Origin of the sequence: Sorangium sp. So ce321, assembly GCF_051530195.1 — a bacterium.
Taxonomy (GTDB): Bacteria; Myxococcota_A; Polyangia; order Polyangiales; family Polyangiaceae; genus Sorangium.
This window is the reverse complement of the sequence record NZ_CP150329.1, coordinates 8,646,981-8,665,887: the sequence shown is the minus strand read 5'-3', so window position 1 is coordinate 8,665,887 and position 18,907 is coordinate 8,646,981. Positions and strand designations below refer to the sequence as shown.

General features: G+C 72.4%; 12 protein-coding genes. 10 read left to right on the top strand and 2 right to left on the bottom strand.

Annotation, left to right across the window (positions count from 1 at the left end):
* Positions 1 to 239 precede the first annotated feature (239 nt).
* From WME89_RS31970 to WME89_RS31930, 9 genes are all read left to right on the top strand, one after another.
* Positions 240 to 2,675, top strand: coding sequence for a type VI secretion system Vgr family protein (locus WME89_RS31970; RefSeq protein ID WP_438003455.1), 2,436 nt, complete (start codon positions 240 to 242; stop codon positions 2,673 to 2,675).
* 6 nt (positions 2,676 to 2,681) lie between these two features.
* Entirely contained in the window at positions 2,682 to 5,354 is a 2,673-nt protein-coding gene (locus WME89_RS31965; RefSeq protein WP_438003454.1) for a DUF2169 family type VI secretion system accessory protein, read from the top strand.
* Complete coding sequence (locus WME89_RS31960; protein WP_438003453.1) at positions 5,351 to 6,430, top strand: pentapeptide repeat-containing protein; 1,080 nt, start codon at positions 5,351 to 5,353, stop codon at positions 6,428 to 6,430. The genes WME89_RS31965 and WME89_RS31960 overlap by 4 nt, the downstream gene beginning before the upstream one ends.
* A gap of 79 nt (positions 6,431 to 6,509) precedes the next feature.
* Positions 6,510 to 7,235 (top strand): DUF3540 domain-containing protein, encoded by a 726-nt coding sequence (locus tag WME89_RS31955; protein ID WP_438003452.1) that lies wholly within the window; start codon positions 6,510 to 6,512, stop codon positions 7,233 to 7,235.
* Positions 7,236 to 7,287: 52 nt separating this feature from the next.
* Complete coding sequence (locus WME89_RS31950) at positions 7,288 to 7,680, top strand: DUF4150 domain-containing protein (RefSeq protein WP_438003451.1); 393 nt, start codon at positions 7,288 to 7,290, stop codon at positions 7,678 to 7,680.
* Complete coding sequence (locus tag WME89_RS31945) at positions 7,677 to 9,341, top strand: hypothetical protein (protein WP_438003450.1); 1,665 nt, start codon at positions 7,677 to 7,679, stop codon at positions 9,339 to 9,341. Before WME89_RS31950 ends, WME89_RS31945 begins: the two co-directional genes overlap by 4 nt.
* A gap of 600 nt (positions 9,342 to 9,941) precedes the next feature.
* Positions 9,942 to 10,844, top strand: coding sequence for an NAD-dependent epimerase/dehydratase family protein (locus WME89_RS31940; protein WP_438003449.1), 903 nt, complete (start codon positions 9,942 to 9,944; stop codon positions 10,842 to 10,844).
* Between the two features lie 701 nt (positions 10,845 to 11,545).
* The gene (locus WME89_RS31935; protein WP_438003448.1) at positions 11,546 to 12,391 is read left to right on the top strand and encodes a hypothetical protein; all 846 of its coding nucleotides are present in this window, start codon (positions 11,546 to 11,548) and stop codon (positions 12,389 to 12,391) included.
* An 8-nt stretch (positions 12,392 to 12,399) separates the two neighbouring features.
* Positions 12,400 to 16,425, top strand: coding sequence for a serine/threonine-protein kinase (locus WME89_RS31930; RefSeq protein ID WP_438003447.1), 4,026 nt, complete (start codon positions 12,400 to 12,402; stop codon positions 16,423 to 16,425).
* Here the strand turns inward: WME89_RS31930 and WME89_RS31925 are convergent.
* Complete coding sequence (locus tag WME89_RS31925) at positions 16,422 to 16,769, bottom strand: YciI family protein (RefSeq protein WP_436622934.1); 348 nt, start codon at positions 16,767 to 16,769, stop codon at positions 16,422 to 16,424. The two genes, WME89_RS31930 and WME89_RS31925, sit on opposite strands and share 4 nt — an antisense overlap.
* Positions 16,770 to 16,828: 59 nt before the next feature.
* Between WME89_RS31925 and WME89_RS31920 the strand changes: the two genes are divergently transcribed.
* Positions 16,829 to 17,557 carry a class I SAM-dependent methyltransferase gene (locus tag WME89_RS31920; protein ID WP_438003446.1) on the top strand — a complete coding sequence of 243 codons (729 nt, stop codon included), beginning with the start codon at positions 16,829 to 16,831 and terminating at the stop codon, positions 17,555 to 17,557.
* A 36-nt stretch (positions 17,558 to 17,593) separates the two neighbouring features.
* Here the strand turns inward: WME89_RS31920 and WME89_RS31915 are convergent, their stop codons facing one another.
* Positions 17,594 to 18,796 carry a cytochrome P450 family protein gene (locus WME89_RS31915; RefSeq protein ID WP_438003445.1) on the bottom strand — a complete coding sequence of 401 codons (1,203 nt, stop codon included), beginning with the start codon at positions 18,794 to 18,796 and terminating at the stop codon, positions 17,594 to 17,596.
* Positions 18,797 to 18,907 lie beyond the last annotated feature (111 nt).

Here is an 18,907-nt window from a genome sequence, read left to right as displayed (position 1 = left end):
GCGCGCGCGCCCGCCACGCCCCGCGCCGCCGCCGCGCGCGCGCCCGCCACGCCCCGCGCCGCCGCGGCGCGCGCCCTCGGATCCCCGCCGTCCGGCGCCATGTTCCACAGGTGCGTGTTCCTCCCACGCCGGCCCCTCCCATCACGACGATGTGTCGGCGAGCATCCGATCGTTGACGCCGCGCCGCGGACCACGGAAATTCCGCCCTTAACGCCCATGCCAGGGATGGGGAGGCTTTCATGCGTCACGACGGTTTCTCGCTTACGTGCTCGGCGCTTGCCGGCGTCACGTTCATCGGTTTCCGGGGCACCGAGCACGTCTCGCAGCCGTACGAGTTCGAGCTCTTCTTCGCGGTCCCCGCGAACACCGACGTGCGCAAGGCGGTGGGCGAGCGGGCGACCGTCCGGGCGAACCGGGGCGAGGGGATCGACCCGCTCGTCCTGCACGGCGTGATCGCGAGCGTCCGCCTCCTGCACCAGAACGCGGAGCGGTCGCTGTACCAGGCGCTGCTCGTGCCGAAGCTCTGGCTCCTGCGCCACTTCTGGCGCAGCCACGTCTTCACGAACCAGCCCGTCAAGGAGTTCCTCTCGGCGACGCTCACGAACGGCGGGCTCGCGGCGAGCGAGTTCCGCTTCTCGATCGACGAGGGCGACTACCCGACCGAGGAGTTCGTCGCGCAGTACCGCGAGACGCACCTCGCGTTCTTCCACCGGTGGCTCGAGCGCGAGGGCCTCTACTACTACTTCGAGCACCCGGACGACGGGTCGAGCGAGGTGCTCGTCATCGTCGACGACCGCGGGCTGCACGACGACTTCCCGGGCGGCGGCGCGGTGCGCTACGTCCCGCTCTTCGGCGAGGACGTGACCGCGCCGCCGGGCCTGCACCACATCGAGCAGGACGTGCAGTGGCTCCCGAAGAGCGTCACCATCGCCGACTACAACTACTCGAACCCGTCGGCGTCGGTGAAGGGCGAGAGCAGCATCACCGCGAAGGGGCTCGGCACGATCCGCGAGTACGGCTACCGCGTCTTCATGCAGAGCGACGCCGAGCGCCTCGCGCAGGTGCGCGCGCAGTCGATCGGCTGTCGCGAGGTCACCCTCCGCGGCAGCGGCGACGCGCTCGGGCCGCGCGCCGGCTACAGGTTCTCGCTGGACGACCAGCCGGACGACATCGTCGACGACTGGCTCGCGCTCGAGGTGCACCACGCCGCGTCGGTCGCCGGGATCACGCCCGAGATCGCGCGGCTGACGGGGCTGTCGGACAGGAACATCTACCGGATGAAGCTGCTCGCGATCCCGGCCGACGTGCAGTTCCGCGCGCCGCAGGCGACGCCGTGGCCGCGCATCTACGGGTTCGAGAACGCGATCGTCTGCGGCCCCGCCGACAGCCAGTACGCGCAGATCGACGCCGACGGCCGCTACCTCGTGCGCTTCGAGTTCGACACGAGCGGCCTGCCCGACGCGCGCATCTCGACGCGGGTGCGCATGATGCAGCCCCACGGCGGGACGACCGAGGGCTTCCATTTCCCGCTGCGCAAGGGCACCGAGGTGATGATCGCCTTCCTCGGCGGCGACCCGGACCGGCCCTTCATCGCCGGCGTCGTGCCGAACGCGCACCGGCCGAGCGTCGTCGCCGAGCGCAACCACAGCCAGAACATCATCCGGACGGGGAGCGGCAACCAGCTCGTGCTCGAGGACGAGCTGGGCAAGGAGTTCATCTTCCTCCACACGCCGAACAACCGCACGGGCGTCTACATGGGGACCCCGAGCGGCGGCCACTCGTCCGTTTACACGGGCGACGGCGACTCGCAGGTCGGCTCGTTCCTGTCCCCCGAGAACGCCGACCCGGCGATCGCCGGCAGCAGCCTCGTCAGCGTCGAGTTCAGCTACCTCGAGACGACGGCGGGGAACGGCGGCACCTGGATCGGCGGCGACTCCTGGGAGAACGTCAGCGGCAACAAGTCCAGCATGGTGGTGTGCAACCTCTGGGCGGGCATCGGGGGGACCTACACGCTCCAGGTCACCGGCGCGGCGACCGAGACGTACTACGCCACGCGCACGACCACGATCAAGACGGGCCGCGTGGACACCGTCGAAGCCGGGGGGATGAAGCAGACGATCACCGGCGGGCTGGAGCTGACCATCACGAGCGGCGGGATGAAGCACGACGTCCACGGTGAGCTCACGCAGACGATCGAGCCGGGGGGCTCGTCGACGGTGACCGGGCCGTGGAAGCACAAGGTCACGGCCGAGAACTTCGACGACTACAAGAGCTGGAAGACGGAGGTCGCCACCACCTGGGGCGGCCACTTCGGCGGGAACGTCGACCTGAAGAGCGACACGAGCTTCGTGATCAAGGCGCCCTCGGCGAAGATCACGGCCACCGACCTGAAGTGGGAGGTGCTCGGGATGACGTTCGACCTCACGCCGAACAAGCACGAGCTCTACGTCTACAAGGGGGCGAGCGGCGTCCTGAAGACGGACCACGCCGTCATCTACCAGGCGGCGTACGGGCTGAAGCTCGACTTCGCGCTCGTGAAGGTCGAGAACGCGGGGGCCAAGAAGTACACCTACGGGGCCGTGATGAAGCAGACCGGCGCCTACCTCAAGCAGCAGGCCATCGGCGCGATCATCGGGGCGGTCCTCGCCCACCAGATCGCCATCACGAAGCTGTGAGCGCGGATGCGAGTCGTTAAACCCCTCAAGGTCCCGGCGCTCACGCGCGTCGTCGAGATCGCGCGCCGGCTCAGGTTCCACGTGGGCGCGATGGTCGCGTTCCCCCTCGACGCGCCGCGCGCGCTCCTCGACGAGATGACGTTCTGGCAGGCCGCGACGGCGGAGCTCGGCGGCATCACGCTCGACGACAGCATCGCCAAGGCGCGCGGCGAGCTGCTCGTGGCGGGCCGGTGCCATGCCCCGGAGGGCCGCCGCGTCGCCGCGTCGTTCGTCCGCGCGCGGCTCGGCTCCATCGACAAGCGCCTGGCCGTGCTGGGCGACAGGTACTGGACCGGCCGCGGCTTCACCGAGCCCGAGCCGTTCTCGGAGATGCCCATCGACTGGGCGCGCGCGCTCGGCGGCCCCAGGGATCCGTCGAACCCCTACGGCAAGGGGATCGAGGAGATCGAGCGCGGCGGGCAGCGCGTCCGGCCCCTCCCGAACGTGGAGCACTACGGCGCGCTGATCCGCTCGCCGGGCGACCGGCCGGGCCCGGCGTCCTTCCTCCCGATGGATGTGACGTTCGCGCAGCGCCGCGCCCGCGCCGGGACGTACGGCGCGGACTACGCCGAGAAGTGGGCGCCCGGCCTGCCGCCGGACGTCGACCCTCTGTTCTTCAACGTCGCGCCGAGCGACCAGTCGAGCGCCGAGCCTTTCCGGGGCGACGAGGCGTTCCTCGTGGAGAACATGCACCCGTCGCGGCCGCGCATCGAGGGCGCGCTCCCCGGCCTCTGCGCGCGCGTGTTCGTCACCCGCCGCGACGCGGCCGGCGACGCGTTCGCGGAGATCCCGGTCCGCTGCGACACGGTGTGGCTGTTCCCTTCGGCCAACCTCGGCGTCGTGATCTTCCACGGCGCGACGCCCGTGGTCGACGACGACGCGGCGGACATCGTCGACCTCGTCGTCGCGTGCGAGGAGATCGGCCGCCCGCGGCCGATCGAGCACTACCGCGAGGCGCTCGCCCGGCGGCTCGACAAGGACAGGGGCGCGATCGCGGGCCTCAGCGACAGCGACCTCATGCCGCCGCGCGAGTCGGGCGTCGCGGCGAACATCGCCGGGCTCGACCTCATGCAGTGGATCAAGAGCGAGAACCTGGCCGCGCAGAACCAGCGGCGCGGCGTGGAGCGGGACCGGGAGCGCCGCCGCCAGGAGCTGCTGGCGGACGGCATCGACCCGGCGCGCTTCGGCCTCGACGAGCCGCTGCCGGAGCCGGAGCCGCCGCCGCCCGTCGACGATCTCGACGCGCTGGTCGTGTACCTGGACGCCACGTCCCGCAAGCTGGAGGAGGAGGAGGCCAGGGTCGCGCGCATGAAGGAGGAGGCCGAGGCGCGCGCGAAGGTGAAGGCGGCGGAGCTGGAGGTGTCCGAGGAGGCGCTCCGGCGCGGCGAGTCCGAGGAGGAGGCCCAGGGCGGCCCGCCGTCGTTCTCGGCCCGAGCGCAGCTCCAGCAGTACGCCGAGCTGGCCGAGGCGGGGCGCCTCGGCGGCGTGCCCAACGTGGAGCTCGAGGCGATGCTCGCCGATCCGGCGTTCCACGAGCAGCTGGTCCGCCTGGAGCAGACCGTGCGCGAGGGCTACCGCGGCGCGGCGCACCTGACGCCCCCCGCCCAGCCGATGACCGCCGAGGCCGCCCAGATGGCGCGCGTCGTCGTCGATGCGGCGCGCGAGGCGGGCGAGCCGCTCGACGAGCGCGACCTCACCGGCGCCGACTTCCGCGGGCTCGACCTGCGGGGGATGAGCTTCAACCGCGCGTTCCTCGAGGGGGCCGACCTGCGCGGCTGCGACCTCTCCGGCGCGTCGCTCGAGGGCGCTGTGCTCGCGAAGGCCGACCTCACCGGGGCGAACCTGACGGGCGCGCGCCTCCGGGGCGCGAACCTGGGCAAGGCGAGCCTCGAGGGCGCCGTGCTCGAGCAAGCCGACCTGACCGAGGCGATCCTGATGGGCGCGCGGCTCGCCGGGGCGCGGCTCGGGCGCGCGCGGCTCGAGCGCGCCGACATGCTGCAGGTGAGCTGGGACGGCGTGGATCTCTCCGGCGCGGAGCTCGTGACCTGCACGTTCCTCCAGGCGAGCCTCGTCGGGGCGAACCTCTCTGGCGCGAACCTCGAGCGGACGATGCTGCTCGAGTGCGCGCTCGAGGGCGCGGACTTCTCGGGCGCGCGGCTGGACAAAGCGACGCTCATGAGCTGCACGGGGGCGCGGGTGCGCTTCGCGGGGGCGCGCTTCTCCGAGGGGGTCGCCATGCACAAGAGCAGCCTGCCCGAGGCCGACTTCCGCGACGCGGTGCTCGACAAGACGTGCTTCCGGACGACGGACCTGCGCGGCGCGCGCTTCGATCGCGCGCAGATGACGATGACCGATCTCTCCGAGGCGGACGCGACGGGCGCGATCTTCGACCGCGCCGTCATGAAGGGCGCGCTCCTGATCCGGACGAACCTCGACCGCGCCTCGCTGCGCGGGTGCAACCTGACCGAGGCGCTCCTCTCGAAGTCGCGCATGGCCGGCGCCGATTTCACGGGCGCGCAGCTCTGCCGCGCCGATTTCAGCCGCGCGCGCGGGGACAGCCGGACGACGTTCGCCGAGGCGGGGGTCGAGTTCACCCGGTTCGACAGGCAGGGGGCTCCTGCCGTGGGAGGCGCTACATGAACCGCGACGAGCTGCTCGACAAGGTGCGCCACGGCGAGCCGGTCCAGGCCGAGGACCTCTCCGGGCTCGATCTGACGGGCGCGGATCTCTCGGGCGCGGTGTTCGATCGCGTCCGCCTGCCGCGCGCGCTGCGGGGCGCGCTCATCAAGGAGTCGTCGTTCTCGGAGTGCGACCTGTCGGGCGCGGACATCACCGGCGCGGACCTGCACCTGACGACCTTCTTCCAGTGCCGCCTCGACGGGGCCGTGCTGTCGGGCTCGAAGCTCGTCGGCGTGGGCTTCATCGAGTCGACGTTCGAGGGCGCCTCGCTCTCGGGCGTGGAGGCGCCGGTCGCGACCTGGACGAAGTGCTCGCTCGAGCGCGCCTCGTTCGAGGGGGCGAACCTCGACCGGACGAACCTCATCGAGGTCACGGTAGGCGGCGCCAATTTCTCGCGCGCGAACCTCGAGAAGGCGACGATGTACAAGCTCGACCTGCGCACCGCGCAGCTCGACGGCGCGAACCTGACGCTCACGACGCTGCTCGAGTCCGACCTCGGCGCGCGGGCGTTCCAGGGGATCAGGCTCTTCCGCACGCAGTTCATGCGCGGCAGCGTCGCGGGCTCGAGCTTCGCGGGCTGCGACGCGACGCAGTGCAACTTCACCGGGGTCGACGTGTCGGGCTGCGATTTCTCGGACGCAGTCCTGACGCAGGCGCTCTTCGGCGAGGCGAAGGCGGCGAAGGCGCGGTTCACGCGGGCGCGGCTCCAGAACGCCATCTTCGAGAAGGCGGTGCTCGCGGAGGCCGACCTGTCCGGCGCGGAGCTCGTCGAGGCGTACGCCGCGTTCGCCTCGTGCCCCGGCGCGCGCTTCGTCGGCGCGAAGCTCACGTATGCGGACTTCTCGCACTGCGACCTCTCCGGCGCGGATTTCACGCACGCGTCGATGTTCCGCACGAAGCTGCACCGCGCCCGCCGCGACGGCGCGCGGGTGCCGAGCGGGGCGGGCTGGCTCGGCGACGACGAGAAGCTCGCCGCGCTCGAGGACTGGAAGCCGCGGCGCGGCGGCGAGCGCGACGCCCAGCCAGCAACCCGTTGATCTTCATGAAGAACCCCACGAAACTGGCCTGGTGGTGCGTTCGCCCTGGACGGGCGGAGCCAGGCCGAGGAGACCCGAGATGCAGAGCACGGCGTCCCGCGAGCCCCTGACGGTGGCACACGACGACAGCGCCCAGGACGACCTCCTGGCCGCTGTGGATCTGTCGTCGCTCGAGCCCGCGTCCTCGCCGCGGCGCGCGCCCTCCCTCGAGACGGGCGTCGTCCGGGGCACGGCGTCGGGGCTCCTGATCGAGCTCGGCGGCGGGCCGGTCCTGGCGCGGCGCGCGAAGAGCTGCCTCGTCGCGCCCGACGCGGGGGATCGCGTGCTCTGCGCCACCGACGGCGATCAGGTCTTCGTCCTGGCGGTGCTCGAGGGCGAGGCGGGGGCGACGACACGGATCGTCGCCGAGGGCGACCTGAAGGTGCACGCGACGGGCCGGCTCGGGCTCGGCGCGGGCGATCAGATCGAGATCGCCGCCGCGCGGGAGGTGGGGCTGTTCACGGGCAAGCTCCAGGTCCGCGCGCAGGCGGCGGCGGCGGCGATCGAGGAGCTCGGGTTCGTCGGCCGCTCGCTCGACGCGCACCTCCAGAAGGCCGTCGTCGTCGCCGAGCGCCTCGAGACGCGCGCGGACCGCCTCGTCCAGCGGGCGAAGCAGGCGTTCCGCTTCATCGAGGCGCTCGAGCAGGTGCGCGCGGGCGTCTTCGACCTCCGCGCGGAGGGGCTCGCGGCCGTGCGCGGGGAGAACACGATCGTCGCGGCGCGGACGCTCGCGAAGCTCGACGGCGAGCAGGTCAAGATCGGCTGAAACGGCGCGCCGCGCGGCGCCGCGGACGCCAGCAAGGACGAGGGGTAAAGCGATGCTCGCGAAGACGACCGCAGGGGGGATGTGCCTGGCATTTCCCGACGTGTGCCTGACCCCGACGCCGGCTCCGGTGCCGATCCCGTACCCGAACATCTCGCTCCACCCGATGAGCGTGCTCTTCGTGCCGAACGTGCTCGTCACGTGCGCGCCGGCGCACAACATGCTGACCGTCGCGCCGCTCACGATGGGGGACAACCCGGGCGTCGCGATGGGCGTGGCGTCCGGCATGGTGATGGGCCCGTCGCGCAACATCACGGCGGCCTTCACGGTGATCGTCGGGTGCGCGCCGATGACGCGCCTGACGAGCCTCTCGCTCCAGAACAGCACGAACGCGCTCGGGATGGCGATCGTGCCGAGCGTCACCACCGTCATCGTGCTCTCTCCGTGACGGTCGCGCGCGCGATGCCCGAGATGGTGGACGCGCCCGCGCCCGAGAGGGGCCCGCTCGCCGAGGCGCTGGCGAAGCTCGCCGAGGCGACGCGCTCGCCGCGGGGCAGCAGCCGCGATCCGGAGCGGCGCCGCGTGGCGGCCCGGCTCGCCGATCTCGCGCGCTGCGAGGACGACGAGCTCCAGGCGTTCGCCAGGCGGCACCTGCCCGGCCGCGCCGTGGACGAGCCCGCGCTGCGCGCGGCGCGCGAGATGGTCCTGGCGATCGGCCGCGTCCTCGGCCCCGAGGGCGAGAGCGTCGAGGCGCTGGGCGTGCTCGAGGATGCGCACCGCGCGCTCGCCGAGCGGCTGGCGGACGCGAGGCGCGCCGCGGCGCTGCGCGAGGCGGAGGCTGCCGCCGCCGCGACGAGCGCTGAGGCCGAGACGACGGGCGCGCCGGCGCTGGTCGAGGGGCCCGCTCGCCCGGGCCTGCCGTTCGCGCCCATGCCGGTCGGCGTGCCGGTGCCCCCGCCCGCGCCGATGGCGGTGCTGGCGCCCGCGCCGGTGGCCGTGCCCGCGCCGATGGCGATGCCTGCGCCCGTGCCGGTGGCCGTGCCCGCGCCGATGGCGATGCCGGCGCCCGCGCCGGTGGCCGTGCCCGCGCCGATGGCGATGCCGGCGCCCGTGCCCGCGCCGATGGCGGTACCGGCGCCCGCCCCGCTGGCGTTCGCGCCTGCCCCTGTGGCGCCCGCGCCGGCGCCTGTCGCTGCTCCTGCGCCCGTCCCGGCGCCTGCACCGGCGCCCTCGCCGCTGTCGATCACGATGCCCGCGACGGTCCCGGTACCCGCGCATGTCTCCGCGTCGGAGCCTCCGTCGGACGAGCCGCCGGCTTCTCGGACCGAGCCGCCGGATCCGCCGGCGTGGAGCGCGGAATCCAGGCCCGCCGGCAGGACGATCCCCGAGTCGGGGAGGCTCGTCGACTCGGCGCTGCCCTTCAAGCAGGTGGCGTCCGAGGAGCGCCCGCGGCCGCCCGTGGCGCGCTTCGACGCGGCCCTTCCTTTTCAGCCCGTCGTGAGCCCCGGCGAAGCGCCGTCGCGCGACCTCCCCCCGAGGGCCGCGCACCGCGCCCCGGCGGCGGCGTCGTCTCATCACGAGCGTGCCGCCGTGGCGGCCGGTCCGAGCGCCGCGCCCGCCGCCAGCCCGAGCGCCGCGCCCGCGTCTGCTCCGAGCGTCGCGCCCGCGTCTGCTCCGAGCGTCGCGCCCGCCGCCAGCCCGAGCGCCGCGCCCGCCATCAGCCCGAGCGTCGCGTCCGCCATCAGCCCGAGCGCCGCGCCGGCGTCTGCTCCGAGCGTCGCGCCCGCCGCCGGTCCGAGCGCCGCGTCCGGCGCCAGCCCGAGCGCCGCGCCGGCGTCTGCTCCGAGCGCCTCGACCTCCGGGGAGCCCGTCAGCATGCGCGCGCCGCCCCCGCTCACGCTCAACCAGTACGCGGGGCTCGTCGTCGCGTGCGAGCTGTACCCCGCCTACGTGGAGAGCACGCAGGCGCGCTACGGCGTTCCGACCCCCGCCGCGCGTGCAGCCCTCGACGCGTTCTGGGCCGGCCGCCTCGCCGCCGATCCGGCGCTCGCCCAGCGCTGGCCGGAGCTCTGCGAGGCAGCGCGCAGGTACTTCCTGCAATCGCGCTGAGCGCTGGCGCCGCCGGGGCAGCCGAGGCGTGCGCTCCCCGGAGCGGCAGCGGCTCACCCGTCGCCTGTCCTCGTGCTCGTCCCTCGTGTGCCCGCGCGTTCCCCCGTTGCGCCATTCGCTTGCGCGCCTGTCCGGGGATCTCGCGGCCGTCGACGCGCTCGACCTGGTCGCGCCCGCGCCCGCGCACGTGAGGACGCAGAGTCAATGAGACGGTGATGCGCGAGCCGTGAGGTGATGAAACGTCGGAAATGAGATGGCGATATGTGAATTGTGAGTCAATGAGATATCGTGTGTGAAACATGGGGTATGGAGCGTTCAGGTGCGTTGGTATGCCCCTCTGCGTCCAGGCGCGTGAGCAGGGCCACGAACGAGCGCGGTGCTCGACGAGACAGGCTCTCTCGCTGTGGTGCTGCTGTCAGGGCGGGCGCGGGGCAGGCGGCGGAACCTCGGTGACCTCGCCGCGGGCCAGAGCGAGCCAGCAGCTCTCAACCATCGACCGCTCTTGCGTCCTCTCGTCCCGCCGGGCGTGACGCGGTGACGTCGCTGGAGTACGCGAGCCACCGGGCTCCACCCTGATCGTGAGCGCCGGGAGGTTCACAGATGAATCTGAGTTTGAAAGACAAGGTCGTCCTCGTCACGGGGGCCAACGGCTTCGTCGGACACCACGTCGCCAGGCGCCTGTGCCAGGAGGGCATGCGGGTCCGCGCCCTGGTGCGGCGCCCGGAATCGCGGGCGGAGCTCGACCCCCTGGGCGCCGAGGTGGTGCTGGGCGAGCTGACGGACAGGGGCGCTCTGGAGCAGGCCGTGCGCGGCGCGCATTTCGTGGTGCATTGCGCGGCGACCAACACGCCGGATCTGGCCGAGGCCCGGCGGGTGAACGCGGAGGCCACCGCGACCCTCGCCGAGGCCGCGCTGGCGGCAGGCTGCGAGCGCTTCGTGCACATCTCGACGGTCGCCGCGTACCCGCTCATGAACGCGAGCGGCGTCGTGACCGAGGCCGCGCCGCTCACGACCGAGGGCGACGCCTACGCGGTGACCAAGGCCGACGCGGAGCGGGTGCTGTCCGCGGTGGCGGCCCGAGGCCTCCGCACGGTCGTCCTGCGCCCGGCCGTCGTCCTCGGCGTACACCCCACGTCCTTCTGGGGCACCCGGTTCCCGCAGGCGATCGCGGCTGGGCAGTTCCCCCTCGTGGACGGCGGGGAGCCCACGATGGGCTATCTCCATATCAGCAGCCTGGTCGAGGCCGTGGTTCGCTCCCTCGGCGTCGACGAGGCGGTCGGGCAGGCGTTCAACCTCCTCGACGGCCACTTCCGCTGGCGCGAGTACACCGCTTTCTTCAGCACCGGCCCGCTGCCCGCCGCCGCGGCCGAGCAGGTGCCTGGGTTCCTGAGCTTCCGTGGGACCTTCTCGACCGAGAAGGCCCAGCGCGTGCTCGGCCTCGCCCCAAAGGACACCTTCGCATCGAGCATGGCCGAGATCACGAGCGCCCCCTGGCAGGCATAGACGTGTCGCCGGCGCGCTGATCGCGGCCCTCGAGCGCACGGTATGCAGGCTGGCTTACAGCCAGATGCGCGAGCCGTGTCACGTTGCTATCGTCCTGGGCATATGCCTCATCGCTGCCCTCCCGTTGAGCCTTTTCGCCGTCAGCCCCGCAGCGTCGACTTCGAGCAGCATCGAGCAGCCTCACGCTGCGCGGCCGAGCCGAGCAGTTGGCGATGGCGCTCGCCTGAATATCCCGCGGGATCCCGCGGGATCCAGCGGGATCCAGCGAGATCCAGCGGCTCATCCCGCCTGTGTGCGCCGCGGCGAGCGCCGCGCACACAGGCCCCCTCCGCGGCGGCGCGGCCCGGGGCGCGAGCCGCGTTTCGGTGCGGATCAGCGCGCTGAGCGTCTAGCCATCGAGGTGCTCCATCGTGTAGAAGGTATGCTGGCTACTTAGCTCACCTACTTCGGATATTTCCAGGCTGCGGGGGTGGGATACCAGGGGCAAGGCGTCGAGCGAGGTCGTACCGACAGTGCCTGCCAATCAAGCGATAGTTTTTCAATCGAGCAATAGTTCTTATAAACTCGTATACAGGAACGTTTCTCGATGATATCCTAAACTTTGCCGTTATTCGGCCTTGAGGCTGGGACCCAGCTCCGAAAGGGGGACCATCATGGTGTTTTCCTGTGCACGAATCGTTGCGCTTCTCGCAGTTCCTCTGATGACCGCCGCCTGCATTGGCGCCGAGATCGACGAAGAATCGGAAGAGCTGGTCGGGGAGGACCAGAGCGCGATCATGAGCGAGAACGGCCACCTGCCGAACGCGCTGAATGGGAACGGGTTGAACCTGAACGGGCTGAACCTGAACGGGCTGAACCTGAACGCGCTCAACCCGGCCGCGCTCAACTTGAACAACCCGAACGCGCTCGCGGCCATCAAGAATCCGGGGCCGAACGGCGTCCTGTCGAGAGATCTCATGCGCTACCTCGTGAGCTGTGCGCTGCGCCCGGACCAGACGTTCTCGTTCTCCTGGACCGACAGCGCCGGGGTCGTCCACCCGGAGGTGTACCGGGGCGATCTCGGGATGGCGCACTGGTGGGCGACCGGTGCCATCACGAACGATACCTATGTACAGCGTCAAATCACGGCCTGCATCGCCGCGCGGACGAACTGGTACGGCACTCATGTGACGATCTCCTTGCGCAACGCGGAGTCAGCGATGTCCTCGTCGGTGACGGAGCGCCAGACGTATACGGTGAGAGAGGGGGCGTTCTGGGGAAACCTGTTCGCTTCGACGCCCTACGTGCGGGCCTGCTACACGCCAGCAGGCGTGGCGCGCGCGCGCCAGCTGCAGCGCGACTGTGCGGCAGGCCACCTCACCGTCGACCCCGCGACCGGAGCCACGACCGTTCAGCAGTGCGGTCCCATGACGATCGTGGGCTCGTGCGACGCGGTGTGCAACAGAGTGGACCCGGGCGCCGGCTTCTATGCCGGCTGTCTCGAGAACCCCGCCGCCTCGCCGTGGGCACGCACGGACGTGGTGGTCACCTCGTTCTTGACCCCGTAGGGTAATGAATGCGCTCGGAAGCCCTGCCAGGCGAAGAGACGGGACGCGCGGCCTTGAAGGTCGGGCGCTGCCCGGCCTGCGGACGGCGGAACCAGGGCTCGTGCCCCGAGTGCGCTCCGTCTGAGCGGCGGCTGCCCGGCGAGTCGAGCCCTCCGGACATCACCGCGGTCGTCCCGGTGTCGCTGCCGCGGTTCGCCGGCTACTGGACCCGCAGGGTGCTGGGGCAGGGCGGCTTCGGGTTCGTCTTCGAGGCCGAGCCCGAGGACGGCGGGCCGCCAGTGGCCATCAAGCTCGCGCGCGCCGACCGCCGCGGCGCAGGCGCGCAGCTCCAGCGCGAGATCGAGGCGCTCTCGGCCGTGGGCGCCCCCCACGCCCCGGCCGTGCACGCCTCGGGCACGCTGGATGACGGCGCTCCGTATGCGGTCCTCGAGCGCATCGCGGCGCCGACGCTCGCCGCGCGCCTCTCGTCGCGCCCTGCGCCGCGGGTGGAGGAGGCCGCGCGGCTCGGGCTCGCGACGCTCGCGGCCCTGGAGGCGGTGCACGCGCGGGGCTACGTGCACTGCGACCTGAAGCCCGAGAACCTCTTCGTCGATGGCGCGGGGCAGGCGACGATCATCGACTTCGGCATCGCCCGGGTGGTGGGTCGCCTCGGCGATGCGCCGGACGGCGACCTGGGGATCGGGACGGCGGAGTACATGGCGCCCGAGCAGTCGGCGGGACGGGCAGACCTGGACGCGCGCGCGGACATCTACGCGATGGGCGTGATCCTGTACGAGCTGTTCGCGGGGCGGCCGCCGTTCTGGGGGCCTCGCGCGGCGGTGCTGGAGGATCACAAGAGCCGCAGGCCCCCGCGCCTGTCGTCGCGCGTGGCCGTGCCCCAGGCGATCGAGGACGTGGTGCACCGCTGCCTGGCCAAGGAGCGCGGCGAGCGGTTCGCGAGCGCCACCGAGCTCCGCGCCGCCCTGGAGCGCGCGCTCGGGGACGAGCTCGCGCCGAGCGAGCGCGAGGGGCCGCGCTCCGAGGCAGGCGCCGAGCGGCGCGCGGTGGGGCTCCTGTTCTTCGAGGGCGCGGCGGACCGGATGGCCGTGCAGCGCCGGATCCGCGCGCTCGGCGGCGAGCTCGCGCACGCCTCGGGCTCGCGCTACGTGGCCGTCTTCGGGCACGAGGGCGCGGCGAGCCCCGCGCGGCACGCGCAGCGCGCGGCCGACGAGCTGCTGCGAGGAGGGCTGTGCGCGCGGGTGATGATCGACCTGGCGCCCGTGTCGGTGCAGGTCCGGCCGGGCGGGGCGAGGCGCTTCCTGAGCCCGCTCTTCTCGCGCGCCGACCGCTGGCCGCCCGCTTCCGGCCCGCTGGGCGCGTTCCTCACGCCCGCGGCCGTGGCCGCGCTCCCCGAGGCGCCCCTCGCGGCGGGAGACCAGCGCGGGCCAGGGCGCCGGCCCGACGAGCAGGCGCGCGACGAGGACCCGCGGGAGACGACGAGCCCCGACGCGTTCATCGGCCGCCGCGACGTCCTCGATCAGCTCCTGCGCAGCGCCGAGGAGGCGCTGCGCCTCCGGCAGCCCACGGTGGTGTCCGTGGTCAGCGGGCCCGGCTATGGCAAGAGCCGCCTGTTCGTCGAGCTCGGCAAGCAGCTCCGGGCGCTCCTGCCGCACGCGCAGCTCATCGATCTGCGCGGACAGGAGCCGACGAGCGGCGTGTCGGACGCGACGCTCCACGAGCTCGTGCGCGAGGCGCTCGACGTGGGCGAGGCCCCCCCGCAGAGCGGCGTCCGGGCGGCGCTCGCGGAGCGGCTCGGTCCGGCGCTCGGCGACGAGCTCGGCTCGGGGCTGGCGATGGCGCTCGGCTGGGTGGATGAGCGGACCGGCGGCGAGCTCTACCCCGAGCTCAAGGCGCTCCAGGCCGCGCCCGGCGCGCTGCGCTCGGCGCGCGTGCGGGCGGCGGGCGAGTGCCTTCGCCGGCGCGCGGCCGCCGCGCCGCTCGTCGTCATCCTCGACGACGCGCACTTCGCCCAGGATGCGACGCTCGCGGCGCTGGAGTACGCGGCGCTCGCGGACGCGTCCGCGCCGCTGTGGATCTGCGCGATGGGGCGCCCGGCCTTCGCGGAGGCGCACCCGTCCTGGGGCGAGCGGGCCGCGCGGCGTGAGCGCTTGCGGCTCGAGCCGCTCGATCCGGAGAGCGCGCGGGCGCTGTGCCGGCGGCTGCTCCTGCCCGCGCGCGACGTGCCAGAATCGGCGATCGAGCGGCTGCTGGAGCGCTCGCAGGGAGTGCCCCTGCTGCTCGTCGAGCTCGTGCACGGGCTCAAGCGAGAGGGGATCCTGCGGCGGCACCCGCGGGGCGACGCGTGGTATCTGGCGACCGATGAGCTCGATCGGTTGCCCGTGCTGCCGCTCATCGACCCGCTCGCGGAGGGCGAGATCGCGGCGCTCGGGGCGGCGCTCGGGGCGCACGCGCGGCTCCTCTCGCGGCTCGGCGCCGACGTGGTGCTCGACGAGATCGCGGGCGTGCTGCGCCTCCTGGATCGGCGCGGCGAGGGCGAGGCCTTCCCGCTCGACGCGCGCGTCGGGACCGAGCGCCTGCTGACGGCCGGCGTGCTGGCCACCGATCGGAAGGGCCGACTCGGCTTCCGCCACGCCCTCGTGCGGGAGGCGATCGCGCGCGGCGCCGACGACGCCGAGCGGCGGCGGATTCACCTGGCGGCGTACGAGTACCACCGCGACGCGGCCCACGAGAGCCCGGAGCAGCGGCGGTTCAAGATCGCGTCCCATGCGGCCGAGGCGGGCCTCGCGGAGGTCGCGGAGGAGGCCTACGTGGAGCTCGCCGAGCGGGCGCGGGCGCGACACGCCTACGTCGAGGCGGAGCTGCACTACAGCCGGGCGCTCGCGCAGCCGGTCGAGGACCGCGGCGCGCGGCGCAGGGCAGCGTACCGGGGCCGGGGGCTGATGCGCTACCGGCTGGGGCGCTACCACGACGCGCTCGGCGATCTCGGGCGCGCGCGCGCGATGGCGGTCCTGGAGGGCAACGTGACCGAGCAGATCGAGATCCTGCTCGACGAGGCCACGGTGCTCGATTGGATGGGCGACTACGGGCAGTTGAAGGAGCGGAGTGCGGCAGCGAAGGCGCTCGTCATCGGCGAGCTCCCCCCCGCGCTCGCGGCGCGCCTCACCATGGGGGCGGCTCTCGCGCTGCACCGGGAGAGCCACGAGGAGGAAGCCGCGCAGGAGTTCGAGGCGGCCGCGGCGCAGGCCGAAGCCCTGGGCGACGAGGGCTACGAGACGCTGGTCGTGTCGCTGATCGTCCTCGGCTTCATCTACCAGGGGTTGGGCAAGCTGAACGAGGCAGGGGCGGCGCTGGATCGGGCGGTACAGATGTGCCAGGCCCGTGGCGATCTCCTGCACCTCGGCCCGGCGATCAGCAACCGGGCACTCCTGCGCGCATGCCTGGGCGACAACGAGGGGATGGTCCTGGATCTTTGTCGCCTGCTCTCCATCTCGCGTGAGCTCGGTCTCGGGACGATGGAGCTCGTGGGGGAGTACAACCTGGGCGAGTACCTTTACCTGATGGGCAACCTGGACACGGCGATGCCGCACGCGGAGCGGGCCGTCGCGCTGGAGCGTCACCTGCGGGGGGACGAGGCGCGGGCGGTCGTGGAGCTCCTCCTGGCGCGGCTGCTCCTCTACAAGGGCGACGAGCACAGGGCGCGGGAGATCATCGAGGCCATCCAGATCCAGCAGGCGAAGGCCATCGCGGAGGGGCGCGGGGGCGTGGAGATGGTTCCCTCGGAAGAGGTGCAGTGGTCGATGATCGACCTGGCGACGCGGGACGCGAGCGACGAGGCGTGGGACGAGCTCGAGGAGCGATCGGCGCGCTTCTCCGTGGGGCAGGAGCAGATCGAGCTCATCGAGGCGCGGGCGCGCGCCCTCTCCCGGCGCGGCCGCCACGAAGAGGCGCGCGCGGCGCTCGCGCGGGCGATCGACGTGGCCGGGAGGATCCCGAACGTGATGCGGGAGCGGCTCGAGCGGCAGCGAAGCGCCTAGGGCTCGTCGAACACCTCGCGGACCTCCGCGGCCGTGCCGTCGCCCGCGACGCGCAGGAAGCGCTCGCCCAGCTCGACCGCCGCCTGCCTGGACGCCACCTCCACCAGCGCGAACCCCGCGACGAGCTCCTTGGCCTCGGCGAAGGGCCCGTCGATCACGGTGACCTTTCCGCCCGAATGCCGGAGGCGCGCGCCGGCCGCGCTCGGCTTGAGCCCCTCGGTCGCGAGCAGCACGCCGTCGTCCTTGAGCTGCTCGATCAGGCGCCCCATCTCGGGCAATACCATGCACGCGGGCGCGGCCGCCTCGGTGTCCGCGTCGGCCTTGAACATGATCATGAATCGCATGGTCCGTGTCTCCTCCTCGCCAGGGCCGAACGCCTATACTGCAGGTGGAGGTGGCTCCGGTGCCTGCTCAATACGATGCGTTGGCCGACATCTACTCGCTTGCGAACGACCTGCCCTACCGGTCTCACGTCGAGCGCTACACGTACTGGGAGCTCCTCGGGTCCGTCGAGGGTAAATCGGTCCTCGACGTCGCCTGCGGCGATGGCATGTACTGCCGCCTGCTCACGCAGCGAGGCGCCAGGGTCGTGGGGGTCGATGTCTCGGCGGAGATGATCCGCGCCGCGCGGCGCATCGAGGAGCAGGCGCCGCTCGGGATCGAGTACCGGGTCTGCGACGCATCCCGCCTCGGCGCGCTGGGGGCGTTCGACGTGGTCACGGCGATGTACCTCCTCCACTACGCATCGACCCGCGACGACGTCCGGCGCATGTGCCAGGGGTTACACGCGAACCTGAAGCCGGGCGGCCGGCTCCTCACGTTCGTGCTCAACCCGGATTTCGACCCGCAGCGCTCGAGCGCGACGAAGTATGGCTTCACCATGCACATGCCCGAGGGGCAGAAGGAGGGCGCCCCCGTCTCCGTCGATCTGCACGTCGACCCGCCGTTCTCGATCCATTGCTATTACTGGGGCCGCGCCACGTACGAGCAGGCGCTCGAGGAGGCGGGATTCAAGCGCATCCGCTGGACGATGCCCGCGTGCTCTCCGGAGGGGGAGGCGAAGCACGGAGAGGCGTTCTGGCGCGATCTCCTCGAGAACCCGCACGCCGTGTTCATCTCGTGCGACGCCTGAGCCGGCGTGACGCGACCCGGCCCAAGCTGGGTCGGGTCAGAACGAGACCGGCAGCGCGACGGGCCCGCGCACGAGGAGGCTCGGGCGGATCTGGATCGACTCCAGCGGCACCTTGAGCGCCAGATCCGGCATCCGCCGGAGGATCGTGCCGATGGCGATCTGCCCTTCGAGGCGGGCGAGCGGCGCGCCCAGGCAGTAATGGATCCCCAGACCGAACGCGATGTGCCGGTTCGGCTCGCGCGCGAGGTCGAGCGCCTCCGGCGACGGCGTGAGCTCTGGATCGCGGTTCGCGGACCCGAGCACGACGACCACCAGATCGCCCTCCGGGATCACCGCGCCGCCGAGCTCCACGGCCTCCCGCGCGAACCGGAACGTCGCCGTCTCGACAGGGCTGTCGTAGCGCAGCAGCTCCTCGATCGCGGTCTTCATGAGCGACGGGTCCGCCCGGAGCTTCTCGCGCTCGGCCGGGTGCGTGAGCAGCGCGAGGGTGCCGTTGGCGATGAGGTTGACCGTCGTCTCGTGGCCCGCGACGAGCAGCAGGAACACCATCGAGAGCAGCTCCCTCTCGTCGAGCTTGCCGGCCCCCTCCTCCTCGACATGGACCAGCGCGCTCAAGAGGTCCTCCCTCGGGGCCTGGCGCCGCGCTTCGACCATGGCGAGGAGGTAGTCCTTGAACTCCTTGAACAGCGTGCCGACGCGCTCCATCCGCTCCCGCGTGGGTACGCCGCCGACGACGGCGTCCGACCACGCCCGGATCCGGTGCCTGTCCTCGACGGGGACGCCCAGCATCTCGGCGATGACGATGATGGGCAGCGGGAAGGCGTAGTCGGCGACGAGGTCCATCTCCCCTCGGCCCTGCACCTCGTCGAGGAGGCCGTCCGCGATGGCCTGGATACGGCCCCTCAGCCCCTCGACCAGCCGCGGCGTGAACGCCTTGTTCACGATCGCCCGGAGCCTCGTGTGGGTCGGCGGGTCCATGTTGAGCATGTGCCGCTCGAGGTGCATGCGCTCGTTGTCCGCGCCGAAGAGCTCCAGGCCGAGGGACGTCCAGTCCTTCACCAGGCGCTCGTCCTTCAGCGCGGCCACGCAGTCCTCGTACCGCGTGACGAGCCAGAGGGCCCTGCCGTCCGGCAGCGTCGTGCGGTGCACGGGCTCCTCCGCTCGAAGGCGGGCATAGATGGAGTAGGCGTTGGCCTTGAACTCAGGGCTCGCGAGGTTCACCGGGTCGATCTTGGGCACGGTCGGCTGTCCTCCGGGAGGTGTCGAGGTGGGGTCTCCTCGCCGGACCGTATCACGCGCAGCGCCCCGTCGACGTCGACCGCGCTCGTCGCCGTCGTGCGCAATCATGCG

Bases quoted from the DNA above. Each gene is read 5' to 3' on its own strand.
- WME89_RS31955 (WP_438003452.1), top strand. From the start codon at position 6,510: ATGCAGAGCACGGCGTCCCGCGAGCCCCTGACGGTGGCACACGACGAC.
- WME89_RS31925 (WP_436622934.1), bottom strand. From the start codon at position 16,769: ATGCGATTCATGATCATGTTCAAGGCCGACGCGGACACCGAGGCGGCC.
- WME89_RS31935 (WP_438003448.1), top strand. From the start codon at position 11,546: ATGACCGCCGCCTGCATTGGCGCCGAGATCGACGAAGAATCGGAAGAG.
- WME89_RS31965 (WP_438003454.1), top strand. From the start codon at position 2,682: ATGCGAGTCGTTAAACCCCTCAAGGTCCCGGCGCTCACGCGCGTCGTC.
- WME89_RS31970 (WP_438003455.1), top strand. From the start codon at position 240: ATGCGTCACGACGGTTTCTCGCTTACGTGCTCGGCGCTTGCCGGCGTC.
- WME89_RS31930 (WP_438003447.1), top strand. From the start codon at position 12,400: ATGCGCTCGGAAGCCCTGCCAGGCGAAGAGACGGGACGCGCGGCCTTG.
- WME89_RS31940 (WP_438003449.1), top strand. From the start codon at position 9,942: ATGAATCTGAGTTTGAAAGACAAGGTCGTCCTCGTCACGGGGGCCAAC.
- WME89_RS31950 (WP_438003451.1), top strand. From the start codon at position 7,288: ATGCTCGCGAAGACGACCGCAGGGGGGATGTGCCTGGCATTTCCCGAC.
- WME89_RS31960 (WP_438003453.1), top strand. From the start codon at position 5,351: ATGAACCGCGACGAGCTGCTCGACAAGGTGCGCCACGGCGAGCCGGTC.